This window comes from Streptococcus sp. NLN64, assembly GCF_015831295.1.
Classification (GTDB): domain Bacteria; phylum Bacillota; class Bacilli; order Lactobacillales; family Streptococcaceae; genus Streptococcus.
The window spans coordinates 32,727-52,174 of the sequence record NZ_JADXDQ010000003.1 but is presented as its reverse complement, the minus strand read 5'-3'; the positions used below and the strand labels follow the sequence as shown (position 1 = coordinate 52,174).

The following is a 19,448-nucleotide window of genomic DNA, read 5'->3' as shown; positions in this document are numbered from 1 at the left end:
ATGGGAAAATACTTTGGAACAGATGGTGTTCGTGGAGAAGCCAATATTGAACTAACGCCTGAATTAGCCTTTCGCTTAGGCCGCTTTGGTGGTTATGTTTTGAGCCAGCATGAAGAAGCGATCCCTCGTGTCTTTGTGGGACGGGATACTCGCATCTCTGGTGAAATGTTAGAGAATGCTTTAATTGCAGGGCTTCTCTCAGTTGGCATCCAAGTTTATAAACTCGGTGTGATTGCTACACCTGGGATTGCCTACTTGGTTCGGACAGAGAAGGCAAGTGCCGGAGTTATGATTTCTGCTAGCCACAACCCTGCCCAAGACAACGGAATTAAATTCTTTGGGGGCGATGGCTTTAAGTTGGATGATGAACGAGAATTGGAAATCGAGGCTCTCTTGGATGCTCCAGAAGATAAACTTCCACGACCAAGTGCCCAAGGTTTGGGACATGTGATGGATTACCCAGAAGGTCTCCGGAAATACCAAGAGTTTCTCGTTTCCACAGGAACTCAATTGGAGGGTCTGCATGTAGCCTTGGATACCGCTAATGGAGCTGCTTCTACTAGTGCTCGTCAAGTCTTTGCAGATCTTGGAGCCCAACTAAGTGTGATCGGCGAAAAACCAGATGGTCTGAATATCAATGACCAAATTGGTTCTACCCATCCTGAAAAACTGCAAGAACTGGTTGTGGAAAAAGGAGCCGATCTTGGTCTGGCCTTTGATGGTGACTCCGATCGTCTGATTGCCGTTGATGAAAAAGGTCAAATTGTGGATGGTGATAAAATCATGTTTATCCTTGGTCAAGCTCTAGCTCAAGAAGGCAAGTTGGCTAAGAATAACATTGTGACCACTGTTATGTCTAATCTTGGCTTCCACAAGGCTCTTGAAGCCCATGGAATTGACAAGGCTGTGACCGCTGTAGGGGACCGCTATGTCGTTGAAGAAATGCGCCGCTCCGGCTTTAACCTTGGTGGGGAGCAATCAGGGCATGTCATTTTGATGGACTATAACACGACAGGTGATGGCCAATTGACAGGGGTACAATTAACTAAGATTCTCAAAGAATCCGGTAAGACCTTGTCCGAATTAGCTGAACAAGTAACAATCTATCCACAAAAACTAGTGAACATTCGTGTGGATAACAAAATGAAAGATCAGGCTATGGAAGTTCCTGCTATTGCGGCCATTATTGCGAAGATGGAAGAGGAAATGGCTGGCAATGGTCGCATCTTGGTTCGCCCAAGTGGAACAGAGCCACTTCTTCGGGTTATGGCAGAAGCGCCAACGGATGCAGAGGTTGACTATTACGTGGATACCATTGCAGCGGTTGTGCAAGAGGAAATTGGTATAGAAGCCTAGTTTCTCCTTGTTTTGCTAGGGGAAGCGTGATAGAATGAAACTAATAATACTCATTAAATTTTAAATTTTGACGTTGTCGAGCCTCCTTGATGAACTTATTGATTGCGTACTTTGCATGCTTTATCAATAATGTTCAACAGGTCTCCCAGACCTGTTGAACAACCTTCATCGGCTTTCCTAGTCATTTCTTTGAAATTTTTCGAGTATTCTGATTTTGAAGATAGATAAGCAAGTATTTAAGTAGAAGAAGGAGTTATCATGGCGTTTGGTGACACAGGGAAACGGAAAAAATCAGCCTTTGAAAAATTAACCATGCTGGTTGTGATTATTATGGTTCTCGTAACAGTTGGAGCTATATTCATGACGGCTATCTCTGCAATTATCTAGGAGTCAAAGACCGTGGAAGCCTAGGGGCAACCGTGGTCTTTTTTACCATGTAGGAGGAATTGGAAGATGAGTATGTTTTTAGATACTGCCAAAATTAAGGTGAAGGCAGGAAAAGGTGGCGATGGCATGGTAGCCTTCCGTCGCGAAAAATATGTCCCTAATGGAGGTCCTTGGGGCGGCGATGGAGGTCGCGGTGGCGATGTCATCTTTAAAGTAGATGAGGGTCTGCGGACCTTGATGGACTTCCGCTACAATCGTCATTTCAAAGCCCAAGCGGGTGAGAAAGGGATGAACAAAGGGATGCACGGTCGTGGAGCCGAGGACTTGTATGTTGCAGTACCTCCAGGGACAACTGTGCGAGATTTGGAATCTGGAAAGGTTTTGGCGGATTTGATTGAACAAGACCAAGTGTTCATCGTGGCGAAAGGTGGTCGCGGTGGTCGAGGGAATATCCGTTTTGCGACCCCTCGGAATCCAGCTCCAGAAATTTCTGAGAACGGGGAGCCTGGCCAAGAGCGAGAGTTATTGCTGGAATTGAAAATTTTGGCAGATGTCGGTTTGGTCGGTTTTCCATCTGTAGGAAAATCCACCTTGCTCTCAGTCATTACTGCTGCCAAACCTAAGATTGGTGCCTATCACTTTACGACCATTGTTCCAAATCTAGGGATGGTTCAGACCCCAAGTGGGGATTCTTATGCAGTAGCGGATCTTCCTGGATTGATTGAAGGGGCTAGTCAAGGAGTTGGGCTCGGAACCCAGTTCCTGCGTCACATTGAACGGACGCGCGTGATTTGGCATGTCATTGACATGAGTGCGAGCGAAGGACGAGACCCTTACGAAGACTATTTGGCTATCAACAAGGAGTTGGAGTCTTACAATCTTCGTCTGATGGAACGGCCTCAGATTATTGTTGCTAATAAGATGGATATGCCGGACAGTGAGGGAAACCTTAGAGCCTTTAAGAAAAAATTGGCGGCCAACTATGATGAATTTGATGAATTACTAATGATTTTCCCCATTTCCGGAATTAGTAAAAAAGGATTAGGTCCACTATTGGATGCCAGTGCAGATCTCTTGGCTAAAACTCCAGAGTTTCTTCTATATGATAGTAATGACATGTATCAAGAAGAAGCTTATTATGGATTTGACCAAGAAGAAGCGGCCTTTGAAATTTCACGGGATGATGATGCCACATGGGTCTTGTCTGGAGCTAAGTTAGAAAAACTCTTTACCATGACTAACTTTGATCGAGACGAAGCGGTTATGAAGTTTGCTCGTCAATTGCGTGGTATGGGTGTTGATGAGGCCCTTCGCGAACGCGGGGCCCGCGATGGTGACTTGGTCCGCATCGGGAATTTTGAGTTCGAGTTTGTGGACTAGGAGGTACTTGTGGGAGATAAGCCGATATCTTTTAAGGACGCTGATGGGAACTTTGTTTCAGCAGCAGATGTCTGGAACGAAGAGAAGTTGGAAGCTCTTTTTAATACGCTGAATCCCAATCGGAAACTCCGATTGGAGCGACAAGAGAAGAATGAATAATCATTTTGAGACCCGAAAGGGTCTTTTTTTTGAAAAAATATTTCAAAAAACACATAATTAGGTGACAAAATTGTAAAACTTTGTTACAATTAACATACAAGGTAACAAAAATGTAATATTTGTTACAAAAAAAGATTCCTTGAGATCAAGCGGGAGGTTCATAATGAAAGCCAAAGATTTGTGGAACCCAGTTCAACGTTATTCTATTCGTAAATACAGTGTCGGTGTTGCTTCGATTGCGATTGGGACTGTGCTTTTAGGAGCGAGTTCTACAGTCGCGGCTGACCAAGTTTCTGTGGAAGCACCTCTCGCTGTCACTCAGCAAGAGGTAGAGGGGGAACAAACTCAATCTCCAGTAGATGCGGTCTATGCTGCACCAGCTCAGCTTCAACCTCGTGCTATGCTTTTGACTGCGGACCAGGTGCAGGAATTTCCTGAACAGCCAGCTCAAGACTTGGCACCAAGTGGTTCCTATACCTTTGCGGAAACTGTTGGGGTAAAGAATGAATTGTCCGCTAAAGCTGAGACAGAATTTTACTTCCAAGCGGGAGACCAGGTTCGCTATGACCAGTTGCATAACCAAGAAGGCTATCAATGGTTGTCCTATAAATCCTTTAGTGGACAACGGCGCTATGCTCCGATTGGTGTTCTCAATGCAGCACCTGTTACTCCTCAAGTGGAAGAAAAACCACAAGTAGAGGCGACTGCACCTTTGGCTGCTTCTGGTACTTATAAATTTGATGACCGCTATGGTATCAAAAAAGAAGCACGAGTAGCCAGCCCGGATGTTGCCTACTACGACAAAGGTGGCTCAGTAAACTACGACAAGGTCTTGGAAGCGGATGGCCATCGTTGGCTTAGCTATCTCAGCTACAGCGGCAACCGCTATTACATCGCGATTGAAAAGCTAGCGGCAGCACCAAAGGCCGACGTCAAACCAGAAACCAAACCAGAAGAACCAAGCACATCTGCAGTGGGGATCCCCTCTTCTGGAACTTTCCGTTTTGATGGCCGCTATGGTATCAAAAAAGAAGCACGAGTAGCAAGTCCTGATGTTGCCTACTATGACAAAGGTAGCTCAGTAAACTACGACAAGGTCTTAGAAGCAGATGGCCATCGTTGGCTTAGCTACCTCAGCTACAGTGGCAACCGCCATTACATCGCGATTGAAAAGCTAGCTGCAGCACCAAAGGCGGAAGTAAAACCAGAAACCAAGCTAGAAGTACCAAGCACATCTGCAGTGGGTATCCCCTCTTCTGGAACTTTCCGATTCGATGGTCGCTTCGGCATCAAAAAAGAAGCACGAGTAGCGAGCCCGGATGTTGCCTACTACGACAAAGGTGGCTCGGTAAACTATGATAAGGTCTTAGAAGCGGATGGTTACCGTTGGCTCAGCTACCTCAGCTATAGCGGCAATCGCCATTACATCGCAATTGAAAAACTAGCTGCAGCACCAAAAGTAGAAGCTAAACCTCAAGCGAAGCCAGAAGTACCAAGCACATCTGCAGTGGGTATCCCCTCTTCTGGAACTTTCCGTTTTGATGGCCGCTATAGTATCAAAAAAGAAGCACGAGTAGCAAGTCCGGATGTTGCCTACTACGACACAGGTAGCTCGGTAAACTATGACAAGGTCTTAGAAGCGGATGGCCATCGTTGGCTTAGCTATCTCAGCTACAGCGGCAACCGCCATTACATCGCGATTGAAAAGCTAGCGGCTGCACCAAAGGCTGAAGTCAAACCAGAAACCAAACCAGAAGAACCAAGCACATCTCCAGCGGGTATCCCCTCTTCTGGGACTTTCCGTTTCGATGGTCGCTTCGGCATCAAAAAAGAAGCACGAGTAGCCAGCCCGGATGTTGCCTACTACGACAAAGGTAGCTCTGTAAACTACGATAAAGTCTTGGAAGCAGATGGTCACCGTTGGCTTAGCTACCTCAGCTACAGCGGCAACCGCCATTACATCGCGATTGAAAAGCTAGCGGCAGCACCAAAGGCTGAAGTCAAACCAACCCTGCATCAAGGTCTTCCATCAGCCGGTACTTATACCTTTGGAGCAGAAGCATTGGTTAAAAATCAAGCTCAAATGTCTGCCCCAGCCGTAGCTCTTTATGAAAAAGGGATGTCTGTGAACTATGACAAGATTATTCAAGCTGAAGGCCGCAACTGGATCAGCTATATCTCAGGCTCAGGCATTCGTCGCTATGTTGCCCTTCCTTAGTAAAAATTTGATATGCCAAAACCCCCATGGAATTACCGATTCCATGGGGGTTTTGGCATTAATATACTTTGAAAATCAATCTTAAACTCATTACATTTCAAAATCTGAATGTGTTAATCTTCTTCGCCGAACTATAGTTCAGCCTTCATCAGATTGATGGCAAGCGATGCTTGCTTCATTACCTATAAATTTTAATCCAATTCCTGGATTAAAATTCGTTTCAGATTTCGAACTGTTTCGAGTATTAAACGTTCAAGACTTTATCAAGGAAGTCTTTCAAACGTGGGTGTTGTGGGTTATCAAAGATTTCGTCTGGTCGTCCATCTTCGAGGAATTCACCGTCAGCGGTGAAGATAACCCGGTTGGCAACTTGGCGGGCAAATCCCATCTCGTGGGTAACAATGATCATGGTCATTCCTTGCTCTGCCAGGTCTTTCATAACATTCAATACGTCTCCGACCATTTCTGGGTCAAGAGCGGAGGTTGGTTCGTCAAAGAGCATGATTTCTGGTTTCATAGCCAAACCACGCGCAATGGCCACCCGTTGTTTCTGCCCTCCGGAAAGGCTATCTGGCATGGCATCAGCTTTTTCAGCCAAACCAACTTTTTCCAAGAGTTCCATTCCCAAGCTTTTTGCTTCTTCAAGAGACATGCGATTGTGCTCAACAGGTGCAAAGGTAATATTTTCAAGAACAGTCATATGTGGGAAGAGGTTGAAGTGCTGGAAGACCATACCGATGTCTTCCCGGACCTTATCCACATCTGTTGTCGGAAGCGTGAGGTCTTCACCGTTAACAGTGATGTGCCCACTGGTTGCTTCCTCCAGCAGGTTGAGGCTGCGGAGGAAGGTAGACTTACCAGAACCAGAAGGGCCGATGATGCAGACTACATCTCCTTCATAGAATTGAGTGGTGATGCCTTTTAGAACCTCATTTTTTCCGTAGTACTTGTGAAGATCATTTACATCAATTTTCAATTGTTTACTCATTTACTGGTCCTCTTTTCTAGATGTTTCGCTAGGCGAGTGAGAGAAGTAATCAAGATGAGGTAAATCACAGCTAGGATTGCATACATCCGGAAGCTTTGGTAGTTCCGCGCGATGATAATTTTACCTGTTTGGAAGAGCTCAACCAATCCGATTGCGGATACGATGGTTGTATCTTTTAGGGCAATAACAAACTGGTTGATGAAGTTTGGAAGCATAATCTTAGCAGCTTGGGGAAGGATGATTTTCCGCATAGTCTTGCTGTAAGAGATACCCAAACTGCGGCTGGCTTCCATCTGGCCGGCAGGAACGGCTTGAATACCACCCCGTACAATCTCGGCGATATAAGCACCAGAGTTTAGTGACAAAGCAATCACACCGGCTACAAAGTCATTGATGGGTGACTGTTGCCCCGTCATGCTTTCAATCAAGTTGGGGATACCCCAGAAGATGAAAGCAGCAAGGATCATCAATGGAATTCCACGAATCACATCGACAAAAATTGTAGCGGCAGTGCGCAAAGCAGGAACTGGGCTAACACTAAACATTCCGAAGATGATTCCGATGACCATGGCAATGGCAAAGGAAATCAAGGTCAAGGAAATGGTAATCCATAGACCGTTTAGCAATTGCTTGTAGTTGTTTTGAAGCAAGCCCCAGATAGATGTTTCATCAACTGTAGAAGCTTGATTGCTGCTTGCAGTTGACTCACCTAGGTATTTATCGAGGAGTTTTTCATATTCCCCATTTGCTTTCAAGTTGGCCAAACCATTGTTGAACATCTCGATCAATTCAGGGTTGGTTCCTTTTTTAACGGCGAAGCCGTATTGACCAACTGGGATTCCAGCGATTGGAGTAGCCAAGTCTTGGCCTTGGTTGATCGCATATTTGATGATGGGTTCATCATCCATGATGGCATCTACGGAGCCAGCATTTAAACTATCGTACATAGATGCAGCTTCTGAGAAGACTTTAATGTCGTAGTTGTATTTATCTTTGTTTTCGGTCAAGAAGTCGTGAGAAGCGGTACCGTTTTTCACCCCAACGGTTTTTCCTTTGAGGTCTTCATAGGAAGCGATGTCGCTGTTTTTCTTAACCCCGATAATGGCATTGGCAATGTAGTAAGGGTCGGAGAAGTCAAAAGTCTTCTTCCGTTCATCCGTAATGGACATTCCAGCTTCGATTCCGTCTGCTTGTCCTGCTTGAACTGCGTTTACCGCTGCATCAAATCCAGGGTTGGTGACAGAAATAGTGAAGCCTTGATCTTTAGCGATTGCTTGAATCAACTCCATATCGATTCCAGTGTACTCGTTGGAATCATTTTGGAAAACAAATGGCGCGAAGGAAGAGTCGCTGACAATCTTGTATTCGCTCTTGACCGGAGTTGCAGTTTGGCCGGCAGGTGTAGAGGTTTCAGGGATGTTGGCAGCTACAGAGTTGTTTGAACCACCAGTCCATGTGTTGATGATTTGTTCTAGGCTACCATCTTCTTTCATTTCAGCTAGCGCTTCATTGAATTCCTCAACAAGGTATTCCTTATCGCTGCCTTTTTTAACACCGAAGGCAAAGCTTCCAACGGGTTCTCCGTCCATTAGAATTTCCAAGTTTTGACCTTGGTCGATGGCGTATTGGAGAACAGGTTTGTCATCCATGATGGCGTCAACAGCACCAGCCTGGAGGCTGTTGTTCATCAAATCTCCAGTGTCGAAGGTTTTGATTTCGTAGCCATACTTGTCTTTGTTGTCCTCAAGGAAGCGTTGAGCGGCGGTACCGTTTTTGACTCCAACGGTTTTGCCTTTGAGTTGGTTATAGTCTGAAATTCCTTTTCCTTTTAGGGTTGCGATAACCACCTTGGTATCGTAATAGGTGTCAGACATGGTGAACACTTTTTTACGTTCTTCGGTTGCGGTCATCCCTGCCATGATGGCATCGGCTTGACCGGCTTGAACCGCATTAACAGCCGCATCGAAGCCAGGATAACTTTGTTCGTAGTTCCATCCCTTTTTCTCTGCGACTGCCTTGATGATATCGACGTCGATTCCTTTATAGACTTGATCTGAATCTTTAAATTCAAATGGTGCATAAGCGGTATCTGATACAATCTTAATGGTATCAGCTGCCTGCACGCCGCTTGTTACAAATAGTGGAAACAGAAGTAACAAGAGACTTAGAAGTTTTTTCTTCATTTCGGCATCTCCTTTTAGAATATTTTCAAATTATACCAAAAAGGACCAGAGGATGCAAATTGAGCGCGTTTTATGTCAGAAGTTCTGACATATCAAACTCGAGATTTCCCTGCCGAAAGATGGTAAAATAGGAGCTGAGGTGTACTATGATTGAAAGAATAGAAGATAATCAATTTAAGCTGGTATCTAAGTACCAACCGTCTGGGGATCAACCCCAGGCGATCGAAGAACTTGTTGACAACATTGAAGGTGGAGAGAAGGCCCAAATCCTAATGGGAGCCACTGGTACGGGGAAAACCTACACCATGAGTCAGGTAATTGCCAAGGTCAATAAACCGACTCTGGTGATCGCCCACAATAAAACCTTGGCCGGTCAGCTTTATGGGGAGTTCAAGGAATTCTTCCCAGAGAATGCAGTCGAGTACTTTGTTTCTTACTATGATTACTACCAACCTGAAGCCTATGTGCCATCCAGCGATACCTATATCGAGAAAGATAGTTCCGTCAATGATGAGATTGACAAGCTTCGCCACTCAGCTACTTCGGCTCTATTGGAGCGGAACGATGTCATTGTCGTAGCCTCTGTTTCCTGTATCTATGGTTTGGGTTCACCCAAAGAATATGCGGACAAGGTTGTCAGTTTACGGCCAGGTCAACTCATTTCACGAGATCAACTTCTCAATGATTTGGTAGAGATTCAGTTTGAACGCAATGACATTGATTTTCAACGGGGCCGTTTCCGGGTACGGGGGGACGTGGTTGAAGTCTTCCCTGCCAGTCGAGACGAGCATGCCTTTCGGATTGAATTTTTTGGCGATGAAATCGACCGGATTCGTGAAATTGAAGCTCTTACCGGTCAGGTTTTGGGGGAGGTTGAACATCTAGCCATTTATCCCGCGACTCACTTCGTGACCAACGACCAGCATTTGGAGATGGCTATCGCCAAGATTCAGGCAGAGTTAGAAGAGCAGCTAGCCCTATTTGAGAAGGAAGGTAAGCTTCTTGAAGCGCAGCGTTTGAAACAAAGAACGGATTATGACATTGAAATGTTGCGTGAAATGGGCTACACCAATGGGGTGGAGAACTATTCGCGGCATATGGATGGTCGTTCGGAAGGGGAGCCGCCTTATACCCTCTTGGATTTCTTCCCGGAAGACTTCCTGATCATGATTGATGAGTCGCACATGACCATGGGGCAAATTAAGGGGATGTACAATGGGGACCGCTCACGCAAGGAGATGTTGGTGAACCATGGCTTCCGTCTGCCAAGTGCCCTTGATAACCGTCCGCTGCGACGGGAAGAATTTGAGCAGCACGTTCATCAAATTGTCTATGTCTCTGCAACCCCGGGAGATTACGAGATGGAGGAGACTGAAACAATTGTCGAGCAAATCATTCGGCCAACGGGACTATTGGACCCAGAAGTTGAGATGCGTCCAACTCATGGGCAAATGGAGGATCTCCTAGGAGAAATTCATGAACGCGTTGCTAAGAACGAACGGGTCTTCATTACCACACTTACCAAGAAAATGGCGGAAGATTTGACGGACTACCTCAAGGAAATGGGAGTCAAAGTCAAGTATATGCACTCGGATATCAAGACTTTGGAACGGACGGAGATTATCCGCGACCTGCGATTGGGAGTGTTTGATGTTCTGATAGGAATCAACTTGCTTCGGGAAGGGATTGACGTTCCGGAGGTTAGCTTGGTGGCTATTTTGGATGCCGACAAAGAAGGGTTTCTTCGCAATGAACGGGGGCTTATCCAGACTATCGGTCGGGCTGCTCGTAATAGCGAGGGACACGTGATTATGTATGCCGACACCGAAACGGAATCCATGAAAAAAGCCATGAAAGAAACCGCTCGCCGTCGGGCCATCCAGATGGAATACAATGAAAAACATGGCATTGTTCCACAAACCATCAAGAAAGAAATTCGCGATCTGATCAGTGTCACCAGGGCCGCTCTACCAGAGCAAGAGGAGACACCAGATTTCGAAAGCATGAACAAAAAAGAACGCAAAGAAGCGATCAAGAAATTGGAAGAACAGATGCAGGAAGCAGCTGGTATTCTTGATTTCGAGTTGGCGGCACAAATTCGTGATATGATTCTGGAAATCAAGGCTCTGGATTAAGCCGAGTGAAATCTAAGTGTGATAAAACTAGGGATTGTCAATTTTGGAAGATTAGCAGTATCTGAGCTTATTAAATAGGAAGAAAAAGAAAGGGAGGAAGCCGGTGTACCAAGCCCTCTATCGTAAATATCGTAGCCAGACTTTCTCAGAAATGGTGGGACAACCTGTTGTCTCTCAAAGCTTACGGCAGGCAGTGGCAACAGGGAAAATCAGCCATGCCTATCTGTTTTCAGGTCCCAGAGGAACGGGGAAAACCTCTGCTGCCAAGATTTTTGCCAAGGCCATGAATTGTCCCAATCAAACCGATGGGGAACCCTGTAACCATTGTGACATGTGTCAGGCAATTACCCAGGGCAGCTTAGAGGATGTCATTGAAATTGACGCGGCCAGTAATAACGGGGTAGATGAGATTCGGGATATTCGAGACAAGTCTACCTATGCGGCTAGTCTAGCTCAATATAAGGTTTACATTATTGATGAGGTCCACATGCTGTCGACCGGAGCTTTTAATGCTCTCCTCAAGACCTTGGAAGAGCCCAGTCCTGGCTTGGTCTTTATCCTTGCGACGACAGAATTGCATAAAATCCCAGCGACTATCCTCTCTCGGGTTCAGCGTTTTGAATTCAAGGCCATCAAAGAAGCTGATATCGTGGGACACCTTGATTGGATTCTCGATCAAGAAGGTATTGGCGCCGAACAAGGAGCCCTTAGCCTCATTGCGCGCCGAGCTGAGGGAGGAATGCGGGATGCCCTTTCATTATTGGATCAAGCCTTGAGTCTTCTGGATGGTTCGGTCTTGAGTTTAGACTTGGTTGAAGAAGTCACGGGCTCCGTCAGTCTCCGGGCTCTGGATTCTTATGTAGCAGCTCTCCGCCTCCAAAGCCTGGAAGAGGCTATGGATCATTTGAATACCATCCTTGATAGTGGGAAACAGCCAGCTCGCTTCCTCGATGACCTCTTAGCGTATCTGCGCGACCTTCTTTTAAGTCAATCAGGCCTTAGCTTTGCGGATCGCTCTCCCCTGTTTTTGGACAATCAAGAGTTGGAGCGCCCCCGCCTTTTGGATATGCTGGGGACCCTTCTCCAGGCAAACCAGACCTTGCGTCAGCTGAGCCAAGCTCGCTTAGCCCTGGAGATGATCACCGTTCAGTTGATTGACGGTCCAGCGGAAGAAAAGGAAGCCGGTCCCCAAGTGGCTCGGCTCCAAGCAGAGCTCGTGACCCTAAAAGAAGAAGTGATCCAGCTCAAAAGGATGGGAATCAGTCAATCTCAACCAGCAAAGGTTCCTCAAAGCGCGGCCCGCCCAGAAGCCAAGGTGAAAATTGATAAGACTCGCTTCACGAAAATTCTGGAAGAGGCTGTCGAAAATCCAGTTTTGGCTCGTGCCAATCTGACCAAATTGCAAGAGGCCTGGGGAGAAATCATCGAACGTCTATCAGGGGCTGACAAGGCCTTGTTAGAAGGTTCACAGCCTGTGGCAGCCAATGAACATCATGCCATCCTGGCCTTTGAATCGGCCTTCAATGCTGAACAGACCATGAAACGGGATAATCTCAATGTGACCTTCGGCAATATTCTCAGTCAGGCTGCTGGCTTCTCACCAGAAATTCTAGCGATTTCAATGGAAGATTGGCAGCAGCTCCGGCAGGATTTTGCAGCGAAGAACCGCCAACAAAAGCAAGAAGAGAAGGAAGAATCTCCAATTCCGGAACAATTTTCTTTTCTAGCGTCACAAGTTGTGATTAAAGATGATTAATACTCGAAATAGTTCGAAATCTGAAATGAATATTAGACTTCCTGCAAAACAGTGACGGAACTTGAGATTCATCGAAATTATCACTTGAAAAAAGACTGAGTCGCAAGATATTTCAGTGTGGTTATGCGATATTTCCTGCTATGAAATTGGATCAAATACATTAGTTCCGCAAGAAGTCTATGAATCCAGGAATTGGATTCATATTTATAGGGAATAAAGCAAACATCGCTTGCCTTTAATCCGATGAAGATTGTCCAACAGGTCTGGGAGACCTGTTGAATCTTATCAATATAGTCTTTTAGTTTACTTTTAGTACAAGGCAGCGAGTCGTAGACAGTACTGAAGTACGGCAAGACGAGCTAACACAGTAATAAAAGATAAACTAAAAGAGTATAAGGCGAGCAAGGTAGGCAATCAATTAGTTCTCAGTTAATAGAGTCTGAAAGAATAGGTATAAAAATCAAGATAGGCTGGAGCAAAAGTCTCAACCTTTCTATTTTAGTTAGTGGAGTCACTTTGACGCAGTGGAGCATAAATGAGAAAGAAAGCTCCGATGAGCTTGGTCAGTTCTCGGTTTTTGAAGAGTATGCATGGAGGAGTCTATGATCCAGTTAGATACACGATCCGTATATAGTTTTTTAGAAAGTAATCTGACCTTGAGCTCCTATGTAGCCAGAGCTAGGGATTTGGGGTACCAGAGTCTTGGTTTAATGGATCAGGACAATCTGTATGGGGCGTATGCCTTTTTAGAAATTGCTGAGCAAGCTGGCCTTCAAGCCTTAATAGGGATGAGTCTGACGACGCGTGTGACTGAGCAAATGGTAGACTTGCGCCTACTGGCTCTTTCTACACAGGGCTATCAGAATTTGCTCAAATTAGCGACTCAACGGAATCTAGGAAAAACAGCTTGGGAAGACTTGGTGGAGTATACCCAAGATCTTGCCATCATTCGTCCCTACCAGCCAGGTCAAGAGGACCTAGACCTTGGTCTTCCTTACTTTTTAGGTCTAGCTTTGGATAGTCCCCTTCCTGAAAGTGACCGCCCCTTGCTTCCGCTTCCTACCGTTCGGTATTTGGACTCTCAGGATTTGGAAGTTTTGCAGGTTATGGAGGCTATCAAGGCCAATCAAACATTGGTGAGTACCCCAGTTCCCTATCGCGGTCAAGGGTTGCTTCCAGCTCGCGAAGTTAAAGAAGCCTTCCAAACACGTTTTCCTGGTGCCTGGGAGAATCTAGAGCAGCTGGTTGATGGAATCCACTATGATTTGGATCGGAGTCTGAAATTGCCTCGCTTTAATACTCAAAGACCTGCTGTGGAGGAATTGCGAGAGCGAGCGATGGCAGGTTTAGACGCTAAGGGATTAGTGGAAACAGCCTATTTACAACGCTTGGATGAAGAATTAGCCGTTATCCATGAAATGGGCTTTGACGATTATTTCTTGATCGTCTGGGATCTGTTGGCTTTTGGCCGACGGCAAGGCTATTACATGGGGATGGGGCGTGGATCCGCAGTAGGAAGTTTAGTTGCCTATGCCTTGGACATCACGGGAATTGATCCGGTTGCCAAAAACTTGATCTTCGAGCGTTTTTTGAACCGAGAACGTTTCAGTATGCCGGATATTGATATTGATATCCCCGATATTCACCGCCCGGATTTTCTTCGCTATGTGCGGGATCGATACGGAAGCATGCACGCGGCGCAGATTGTGACCTATTCTACCTTCGGAGCCAAGCAGGCCTTACGGGATGTCTTGAAACGAATTGGTGTGCCAGAGTTTGAGATTTCGGGCCTGACCAAGCAAATTCGTTTTGGAGAAAGTTTGCGCCAGGTGTCAGAACGGAGTCTGTCTTTCCGTAGACAATTTCAGGAACGGCTAGAGTTGGGCCGAGCGCTGCAACTGGCTATGCGACTAGAAGGTTTACCTCGGCAGACTTCAGTTCATGCAGCTGGGGTGGTAATGAGTGACGCAGATTTGACGGATTTTATCCCCCTAAAATTTGCGGAGGATATCTACATTACCCAGTATGATGCGGGAGCCATTGAGGATAATGGCTTGCTCAAGATGGATTTCTTGGGTCTACGAAATCTTACTTATGTCGAACGCATGCGGGATTTACTACTCAAGCTAGAGGGAATTGCATTAGAGCCAGCTCAGATTCCACTGGAGGATCCGGAAACCCTCAACTTGTTTGCGGCTGGGCGTACCAAGGGGATTTTCCAGTTTGAACAACCAGGTGCGATAAATCTTTTACGCCGGGTGCAACCTCAATCCTTTGAAGAAGTGGTTGCGACCACCAGCCTGAACCGACCGGGTGCCAGTGATTATATTGATAATTTTGTGGCTCGGAAACATGGTCGGGAAGCGGTGGCCTCGGTGGATCCAGCAGTGGCGGATATTCTGGCCCCGACCTACGGTATTATGCTTTACCAGGAACAGGTGATGCAGGTGGCCCAACGCTTTGCGGGTTTTAGTCTCGGGAAAGCCGATTTGTTGCGGCGGGCCATGGGGAAAAAGAAACCGGAAGAAATGCACGCCATGGAGGCTGATTTTGTTGAAGGCGCCCTGCAGCAAGGCTATGACCGGGAGCGGGCTAAAGCTCTATTTGCGGTTATGGAGAAGTTTGCCGGTTATGGCTTTAACCGCAGTCACGCCTATGCCTACTCCGCCCTGGCCTTTCAGTTGGCCTATTTTAAAACCCATTATCCCCATATCTTTTTCCAGGTTCTTTTAAGTTCTGGCAACCAAACCTATCTGGAGGATGCTTTGGATGCTGGCTTCCAGATGCAGCCCTTAACCATCAATAGCATTTCACGCCGAGATCGGTTCCAGCATGGAGCTATTTACTTGGGGTTGGACCGCATCAAGGGTCTTCCAAGAGATTTCCAGAATTGGATTTTGGAGCAACAACCTTTTGCCGATTTGGAGGACTTCTTCCTTCGTATGCCCCACAATTACCAGAAAACCGATTTTCTCAAGCCTTTAATCCAGATTGGCCTTTTTGATCAGATGGCTCCCAACCGGGCCACCCTCTTGACCAACCTGGATCGCCTACTTTTCTTCTACCAAGAGTTGGGTAGCCTTTTTGCAGATTCTAGCTATTCTTGGGAGGAAGTTGCTGATTTTTCTTCTTTAGAAAAATATCGAATGGAAGTGGAACTGTTAGGCGTGGGTCTGAGCCCTCATCCCTTAAAGGACTATCTTCAGGAAGCGGGGGCCGGGATAGATCGCATCGCCGACCTGCAAGTTGGGCGTACGGTAGAAATTCTGGCGGAGGTTTTGAATATCAGAGTTATTCGCACCAAAAAAGGCGAGCAGATGGCCTTTGTCCAAGTCACTGATACCCGCAATAAAATAGAAGTCATTGTCTTCCCAGAGGCTTTTCGAAAATTCAAGGACCTCTTACAAGAAGGAAACTTGCTAAGGATTCGCGGGAAAGTGCAGGATAAGGATGGACGGAAGCAGATTCTCCTAAATCAGGCTGAAATACTGACCAAGGAGCAATTCTGGATCCTACTCCAAGATCATGAGCTGGATCAAGAAGTTGCCCAAATTTTGAAGGGACACCCAGGACCCATACCGGTTATTTTACGTTATCAGCAAGGGAAGGAAACCTTGCAATTGGAAGGAGGCGTTTCCAAATCAGATCAACTGGTAAATGCCCTCGCTCCCTATGCTCTGAAAACGGTTTTTCTAGAAAAACGCTAGAATTTTAAAGTCCCCTGTGCTATAATGCTTACGAATGTAAATATAAGAGAAGGAGCTCAAGCAGAATGAAACGTATTGCTGTTTTGACCAGTGGTGGTGACGCCCCTGGTATGAATGCTGCTATTCGTGCAGTGGTTCGTCAAGCAATCTCTGAAGGAATGGAAGTTTACGGTATCCAGGAAGGTTATGCTGGAATGGTTGCTGGAAAATTCATCGAATTGGATGCAGCTTCTGTAGGAAACATTGTTGGTCGTGGTGGTACCTTCCTAGGATCAGCTCGTTACCCAGAATTTGCTCAGGTTGAAGGGCAACTAAAAGGAATTGAGCAATTGAAAGCTCATGGAATTGAAGGGGTTGTTGTTATCGGTGGTGACGGTTCCTATCACGGTGCCATGCGTTTGACAGAACATGGCTTCCCAGCTGTTGGTGTACCTGGAACAATCGATAACGATATCGTTGGTACAGATTTCACGATTGGATTTGACACCGCTGTTACAACTGCCATGGATGCGATTGATAAAATCCGTGATACTTCAGCCAGTCACCGTCGTACCTTTGTTGTTGAGGTTATGGGACGAAATGCCGGAGATATCGCTCTTTGGGCTGGTATCGCTTCAGGTGCGGACAACATCGTGATCCCAGAAGAAGATTTTGATATGAAGGCTGTCGCAGCAACAATCAAAGAAAGCTACGAAAGTGGCAAGAAGCACAACATCATTATCCTTGCTGAAGGTGTGATGTCAGCGGATGAGTTTGGTGCTAAATTGCGTGAAGCAGCTGATGAGAAAGACCTGCGTGACCTTCGTGTGACTGAATTGGGACACATTCAACGGGGTGGTGCTCCAACTGCGCGTGACCGTGTCTTAGCTTCTCGTATGGGAGCACACGCGGTGAAACTTCTGAAAGAAGGCCGTGGTGGGCTTGCGGTTGGTATCCGCAATGAACAAATGGTTGAAAGTCCAATCCTTGGAACTGCAGAAGAAGGAGCCCTCTTCAGTCTTGCTGCAGATGGAAAAATCATTGTTAATAATCCACACAAAGCTGACCTTGAGTTGGCAGAATTGAACCGTCATTTGGCGACTTTCTAAGATATTAGCTTTATAAAATAAAAAGGAGTTCACAGATAAAATGAACAAACGTGTTAAAATTGTTGCAACCTTAGGACCAGCGGTTGAAATCCGTGGTGGAAAACGTTTTGGTGAAGATGGCTACTGGGGTGAAAAACTTGACGTTGAAGCATCTGCACAAAACATTGCGAAATTGATCGAAGCTGGAGCAAACACTTTCCGTTTCAACTTCTCACACGGTGACCACCAAGAGCAAGGTGAGCGTATGGCAACTGTTAAACGTGCCGAAGAAATCGCTGGCCAACGTGTTGGTTTCCTTTTGGATACCAAAGGTCCTGAAATCCGTACTGAATTGTTCGAAGGCGATGCTAAAGAATATTCATACGTAACAGGTGAAAAAATCCGTGTTGCAACAAAACAAGGAATCCAATCTACTCGTGAAGTGATTGCCTTGAACGTTGCTGGTGGTTTGGACATTTACGATGACGTTGAAGTTGGTCGCCAAGTCTTGGTTGATGATGGTAAATTGGGACTTCGCGTTGTTGGTAAAGATGACGCTACTCGTGAATTCGAAGTTGAAGTTGAAAACGATGGTATCATCGCTAAACAAAAAGGTGTAAACATCCCTAATACCAAGATTCCTTTCCCTGCCCTAGCAGACCGTGATAACGCAGACATCCGTTTTGGTCTTGAACAAGGAATTAACTTCATCGCTATTTCTTTCGTTCGTACAGCTAAAGACGTGAACGAAGTTCGCGCAATCTGTGAAGAAACTGGAAATAGCCATGTGAAGTTGTTTGCTAAAATCGAAAACCAACAAGGTATCGACAACCTTGATGAAATCATCGAAGCAGCAGACGGTATCATGATTGCTCGTGGTGACATGGGTATCGAAGTACCATTCGAAATGGTTCCAGTTTATCAAAAAATGATCATCACTAAAGTGAACGCTGCTGGTAAAGTGGTTATCACTGCTACAAACATGTTGGAAACCATGACTGAAAAACCACGTGCAACTCGTTCAGAAGTATCTGACGTCTTCAACGCGGTTATCGATGGTACTGACGCAACAATGCTTTCAGGTGAGTCTGCAAACGGTAAATACCCACTTGAGTCTGTAACAGCCATGGCAACAATTGATAAAAACGCTCAAACTCTCTTGAACGAGTATGGTCGTTTGTCAACTGTAAACTTCAGCCGTACTTCTAAGACTGAAGTTGTGGCTTCAGCCGTTAAAGATGCAACCAACTCAATGGACATCAAATTGGTTGTTGCTCTTACTGAATCAGGTAACACAGCTCGTTTGATTTCTAAATACCGTCCAGATGCTGACATCTTGGCTGTTACTTTCGATGAGTTGACACAACGTTCCTTGACCTTGAACTGGGGTGTTATCCCAGTGGTTACTGAAAAACCAGCTTCTACAGACGATATGTTTGAAATTGCTGAAAAAGTTGCCCTTTCAACAGGACTTGTTGAATCAGGCGACAACATCATCATCGTTGCAGGTGTTCCAGTCGGAACAGGTGGAACCAACACTATGCGCATCCGTACTGTACGTTAATCAATTCAATCAAGTCCTTTCCCGGTTGGGAAGGGGCTTTTTTAGAACTTTTTGGTAAAATAAAAAGAAAGGATTTCTAAAGAGGAATCTGTTTTAATAAAGGAGAAAACGATGATTGTTACAACAACCAATGCTATTGAAGGGAAAACGATTCAGGAATACAAAGGAATCGTCTTTGGGGAAGTAATTACGGGTGTCAATATGTTTAAAGATATTGGTGCAGGCTTGCGAAATGTCTTCGGTGGTCGTTCTAAAGGGTATGAAGATGAGCTCAAGTCTGCCCGAGAAGAGGCTATTGAAGAAATGAAGGAACGAGCAGCGCAAATTGGTGCCAATGCCATCATCGGTATGAAAATGGATTATGAAATCCTGGGTGCCGACAATGGAATGATGATGGTAACTTGTTCAGGAACAGCCGTTGTTACTCATTAATGGAATTGAAACAAAAGTCTACAATCAAGTGTGTCAAAAATACTCGGTTGTAGACTTTTTGATTTCCAAGCTGTAATAAGCAACAACAAATATAAAAGGAACATTTGAGGACAGAT

Annotated in this window: 13 protein-coding genes; 11 read left to right on the top strand and 2 right to left on the bottom strand. The window is 45.7% G+C overall.

Going from position 1 to position 19,448, the window contains the following annotated elements:
• From glmM to I2503_RS01100, 5 genes are all read left to right on the top strand, one after another.
• Positions 1 to 1,356 carry a phosphoglucosamine mutase gene (gene glmM, locus I2503_RS01120; protein ID WP_196966768.1) on the top strand — a complete coding sequence of 452 codons (1,356 nt, stop codon included), beginning with the start codon at positions 1 to 3 and terminating at the stop codon, positions 1,354 to 1,356.
• Positions 1,357 to 1,614: 258 nt separating this feature from the next.
• Entirely contained in the window at positions 1,615 to 1,743 is a 129-nt protein-coding gene (locus I2503_RS01115; protein ID WP_196091233.1) for a DUF4044 domain-containing protein, read from the top strand.
• Between the two features lie 66 nt (positions 1,744 to 1,809).
• A complete protein-coding gene (obgE, locus tag I2503_RS01110) occupies positions 1,810 to 3,123 on the top strand; it encodes a GTPase ObgE (protein ID WP_196966767.1) in 1,314 nt (437 codons plus the stop codon).
• A gap of 9 nt (positions 3,124 to 3,132) precedes the next feature.
• Entirely contained in the window at positions 3,133 to 3,282 is a 150-nt protein-coding gene (locus I2503_RS01105) for a hypothetical protein (protein ID WP_196966766.1), read from the top strand.
• A gap of 163 nt (positions 3,283 to 3,445) precedes the next feature.
• On the top strand, positions 3,446 to 5,500 hold the full coding sequence (locus tag I2503_RS01100; RefSeq protein WP_196966765.1) for an SH3 domain-containing protein: 2,055 nt from the start codon (positions 3,446 to 3,448) through the stop codon (positions 5,498 to 5,500).
• Between the two features lie 244 nt (positions 5,501 to 5,744).
• On the opposite strand, the gene I2503_RS01095 is transcribed toward I2503_RS01100, so the two are convergent.
• Positions 5,745 to 6,488, bottom strand: coding sequence for an amino acid ABC transporter ATP-binding protein (locus I2503_RS01095; protein ID WP_135035604.1), 744 nt, complete (start codon positions 6,486 to 6,488; stop codon positions 5,745 to 5,747).
• Entirely contained in the window at positions 6,485 to 8,671 is a 2,187-nt protein-coding gene (locus I2503_RS01090; RefSeq protein WP_196966764.1) for an ABC transporter substrate-binding protein/permease, read from the bottom strand. The genes I2503_RS01095 and I2503_RS01090 overlap by 4 nt, the downstream gene beginning before the upstream one ends.
• Positions 8,672 to 8,817: 146 nt before the next feature.
• Between I2503_RS01090 and uvrB the strand changes: the two genes are divergently transcribed.
• The 6 genes from uvrB to I2503_RS01060 all read left to right on the top strand — a co-directional run bounded on the left by uvrB (position 8,818) and on the right by I2503_RS01060 (position 19,332).
• Positions 8,818 to 10,806, top strand: coding sequence for an excinuclease ABC subunit UvrB (uvrB, locus tag I2503_RS01085; RefSeq protein ID WP_196966763.1), 1,989 nt, complete (start codon positions 8,818 to 8,820; stop codon positions 10,804 to 10,806).
• 103 nt (positions 10,807 to 10,909) lie between these two features.
• Positions 10,910 to 12,562 carry a DNA polymerase III subunit gamma/tau gene (gene dnaX / locus I2503_RS01080; protein WP_196966762.1) on the top strand — a complete coding sequence of 551 codons (1,653 nt, stop codon included), beginning with the start codon at positions 10,910 to 10,912 and terminating at the stop codon, positions 12,560 to 12,562.
• Between the two features lie 602 nt (positions 12,563 to 13,164).
• On the top strand, positions 13,165 to 16,269 hold the full coding sequence (locus tag I2503_RS01075; protein ID WP_196966761.1) for a DNA polymerase III subunit alpha: 3,105 nt from the start codon (positions 13,165 to 13,167) through the stop codon (positions 16,267 to 16,269).
• 65 nt (positions 16,270 to 16,334) lie between these two features.
• Positions 16,335 to 17,357, top strand: a complete 1,023-nt coding sequence (gene pfkA, locus I2503_RS01070) for a 6-phosphofructokinase (protein WP_196966760.1) — start codon at positions 16,335 to 16,337, stop codon at positions 17,355 to 17,357.
• A 40-nt stretch (positions 17,358 to 17,397) separates the two neighbouring features.
• Positions 17,398 to 18,900 (top strand): pyruvate kinase, encoded by a 1,503-nt coding sequence (pyk, locus tag I2503_RS01065; protein ID WP_196091223.1) that lies wholly within the window; start codon positions 17,398 to 17,400, stop codon positions 18,898 to 18,900.
• Between the two features lie 111 nt (positions 18,901 to 19,011).
• Positions 19,012 to 19,332: a putative heavy metal-binding protein gene (locus I2503_RS01060; protein ID WP_196966759.1), complete on the top strand. Its 321-nt coding sequence runs from the start codon at positions 19,012 to 19,014 to the stop codon at positions 19,330 to 19,332.
• The last annotated feature ends 116 nt before the right edge of the window (positions 19,333 to 19,448 follow it).

Coding starts and splice junctions, on each gene's coding strand:
- I2503_RS01090 (WP_196966764.1), bottom strand. CDS start 8,671: ATGAAGAAAAAACTTCTAAGTCTCTTGTTACTTCTGTTTCCACTATTT.
- pyk (WP_196091223.1), top strand. CDS start 17,398: ATGAACAAACGTGTTAAAATTGTTGCAACCTTAGGACCAGCGGTTGAA.
- uvrB (WP_196966763.1), top strand. CDS start 8,818: ATGATTGAAAGAATAGAAGATAATCAATTTAAGCTGGTATCTAAGTAC.
- I2503_RS01075 (WP_196966761.1), top strand. CDS start 13,165: ATGATCCAGTTAGATACACGATCCGTATATAGTTTTTTAGAAAGTAAT.
- pfkA (WP_196966760.1), top strand. CDS start 16,335: ATGAAACGTATTGCTGTTTTGACCAGTGGTGGTGACGCCCCTGGTATG.
- I2503_RS01060 (WP_196966759.1), top strand. CDS start 19,012: ATGATTGTTACAACAACCAATGCTATTGAAGGGAAAACGATTCAGGAA.
- obgE (WP_196966767.1), top strand. CDS start 1,810: ATGAGTATGTTTTTAGATACTGCCAAAATTAAGGTGAAGGCAGGAAAA.
- I2503_RS01095 (WP_135035604.1), bottom strand. CDS start 6,488: ATGAGTAAACAATTGAAAATTGATGTAAATGATCTTCACAAGTACTAC.
- I2503_RS01115 (WP_196091233.1), top strand. CDS start 1,615: ATGGCGTTTGGTGACACAGGGAAACGGAAAAAATCAGCCTTTGAAAAA.
- glmM (WP_196966768.1), top strand. CDS start 1: ATGGGAAAATACTTTGGAACAGATGGTGTTCGTGGAGAAGCCAATATT.
- I2503_RS01100 (WP_196966765.1), top strand. CDS start 3,446: ATGAAAGCCAAAGATTTGTGGAACCCAGTTCAACGTTATTCTATTCGT.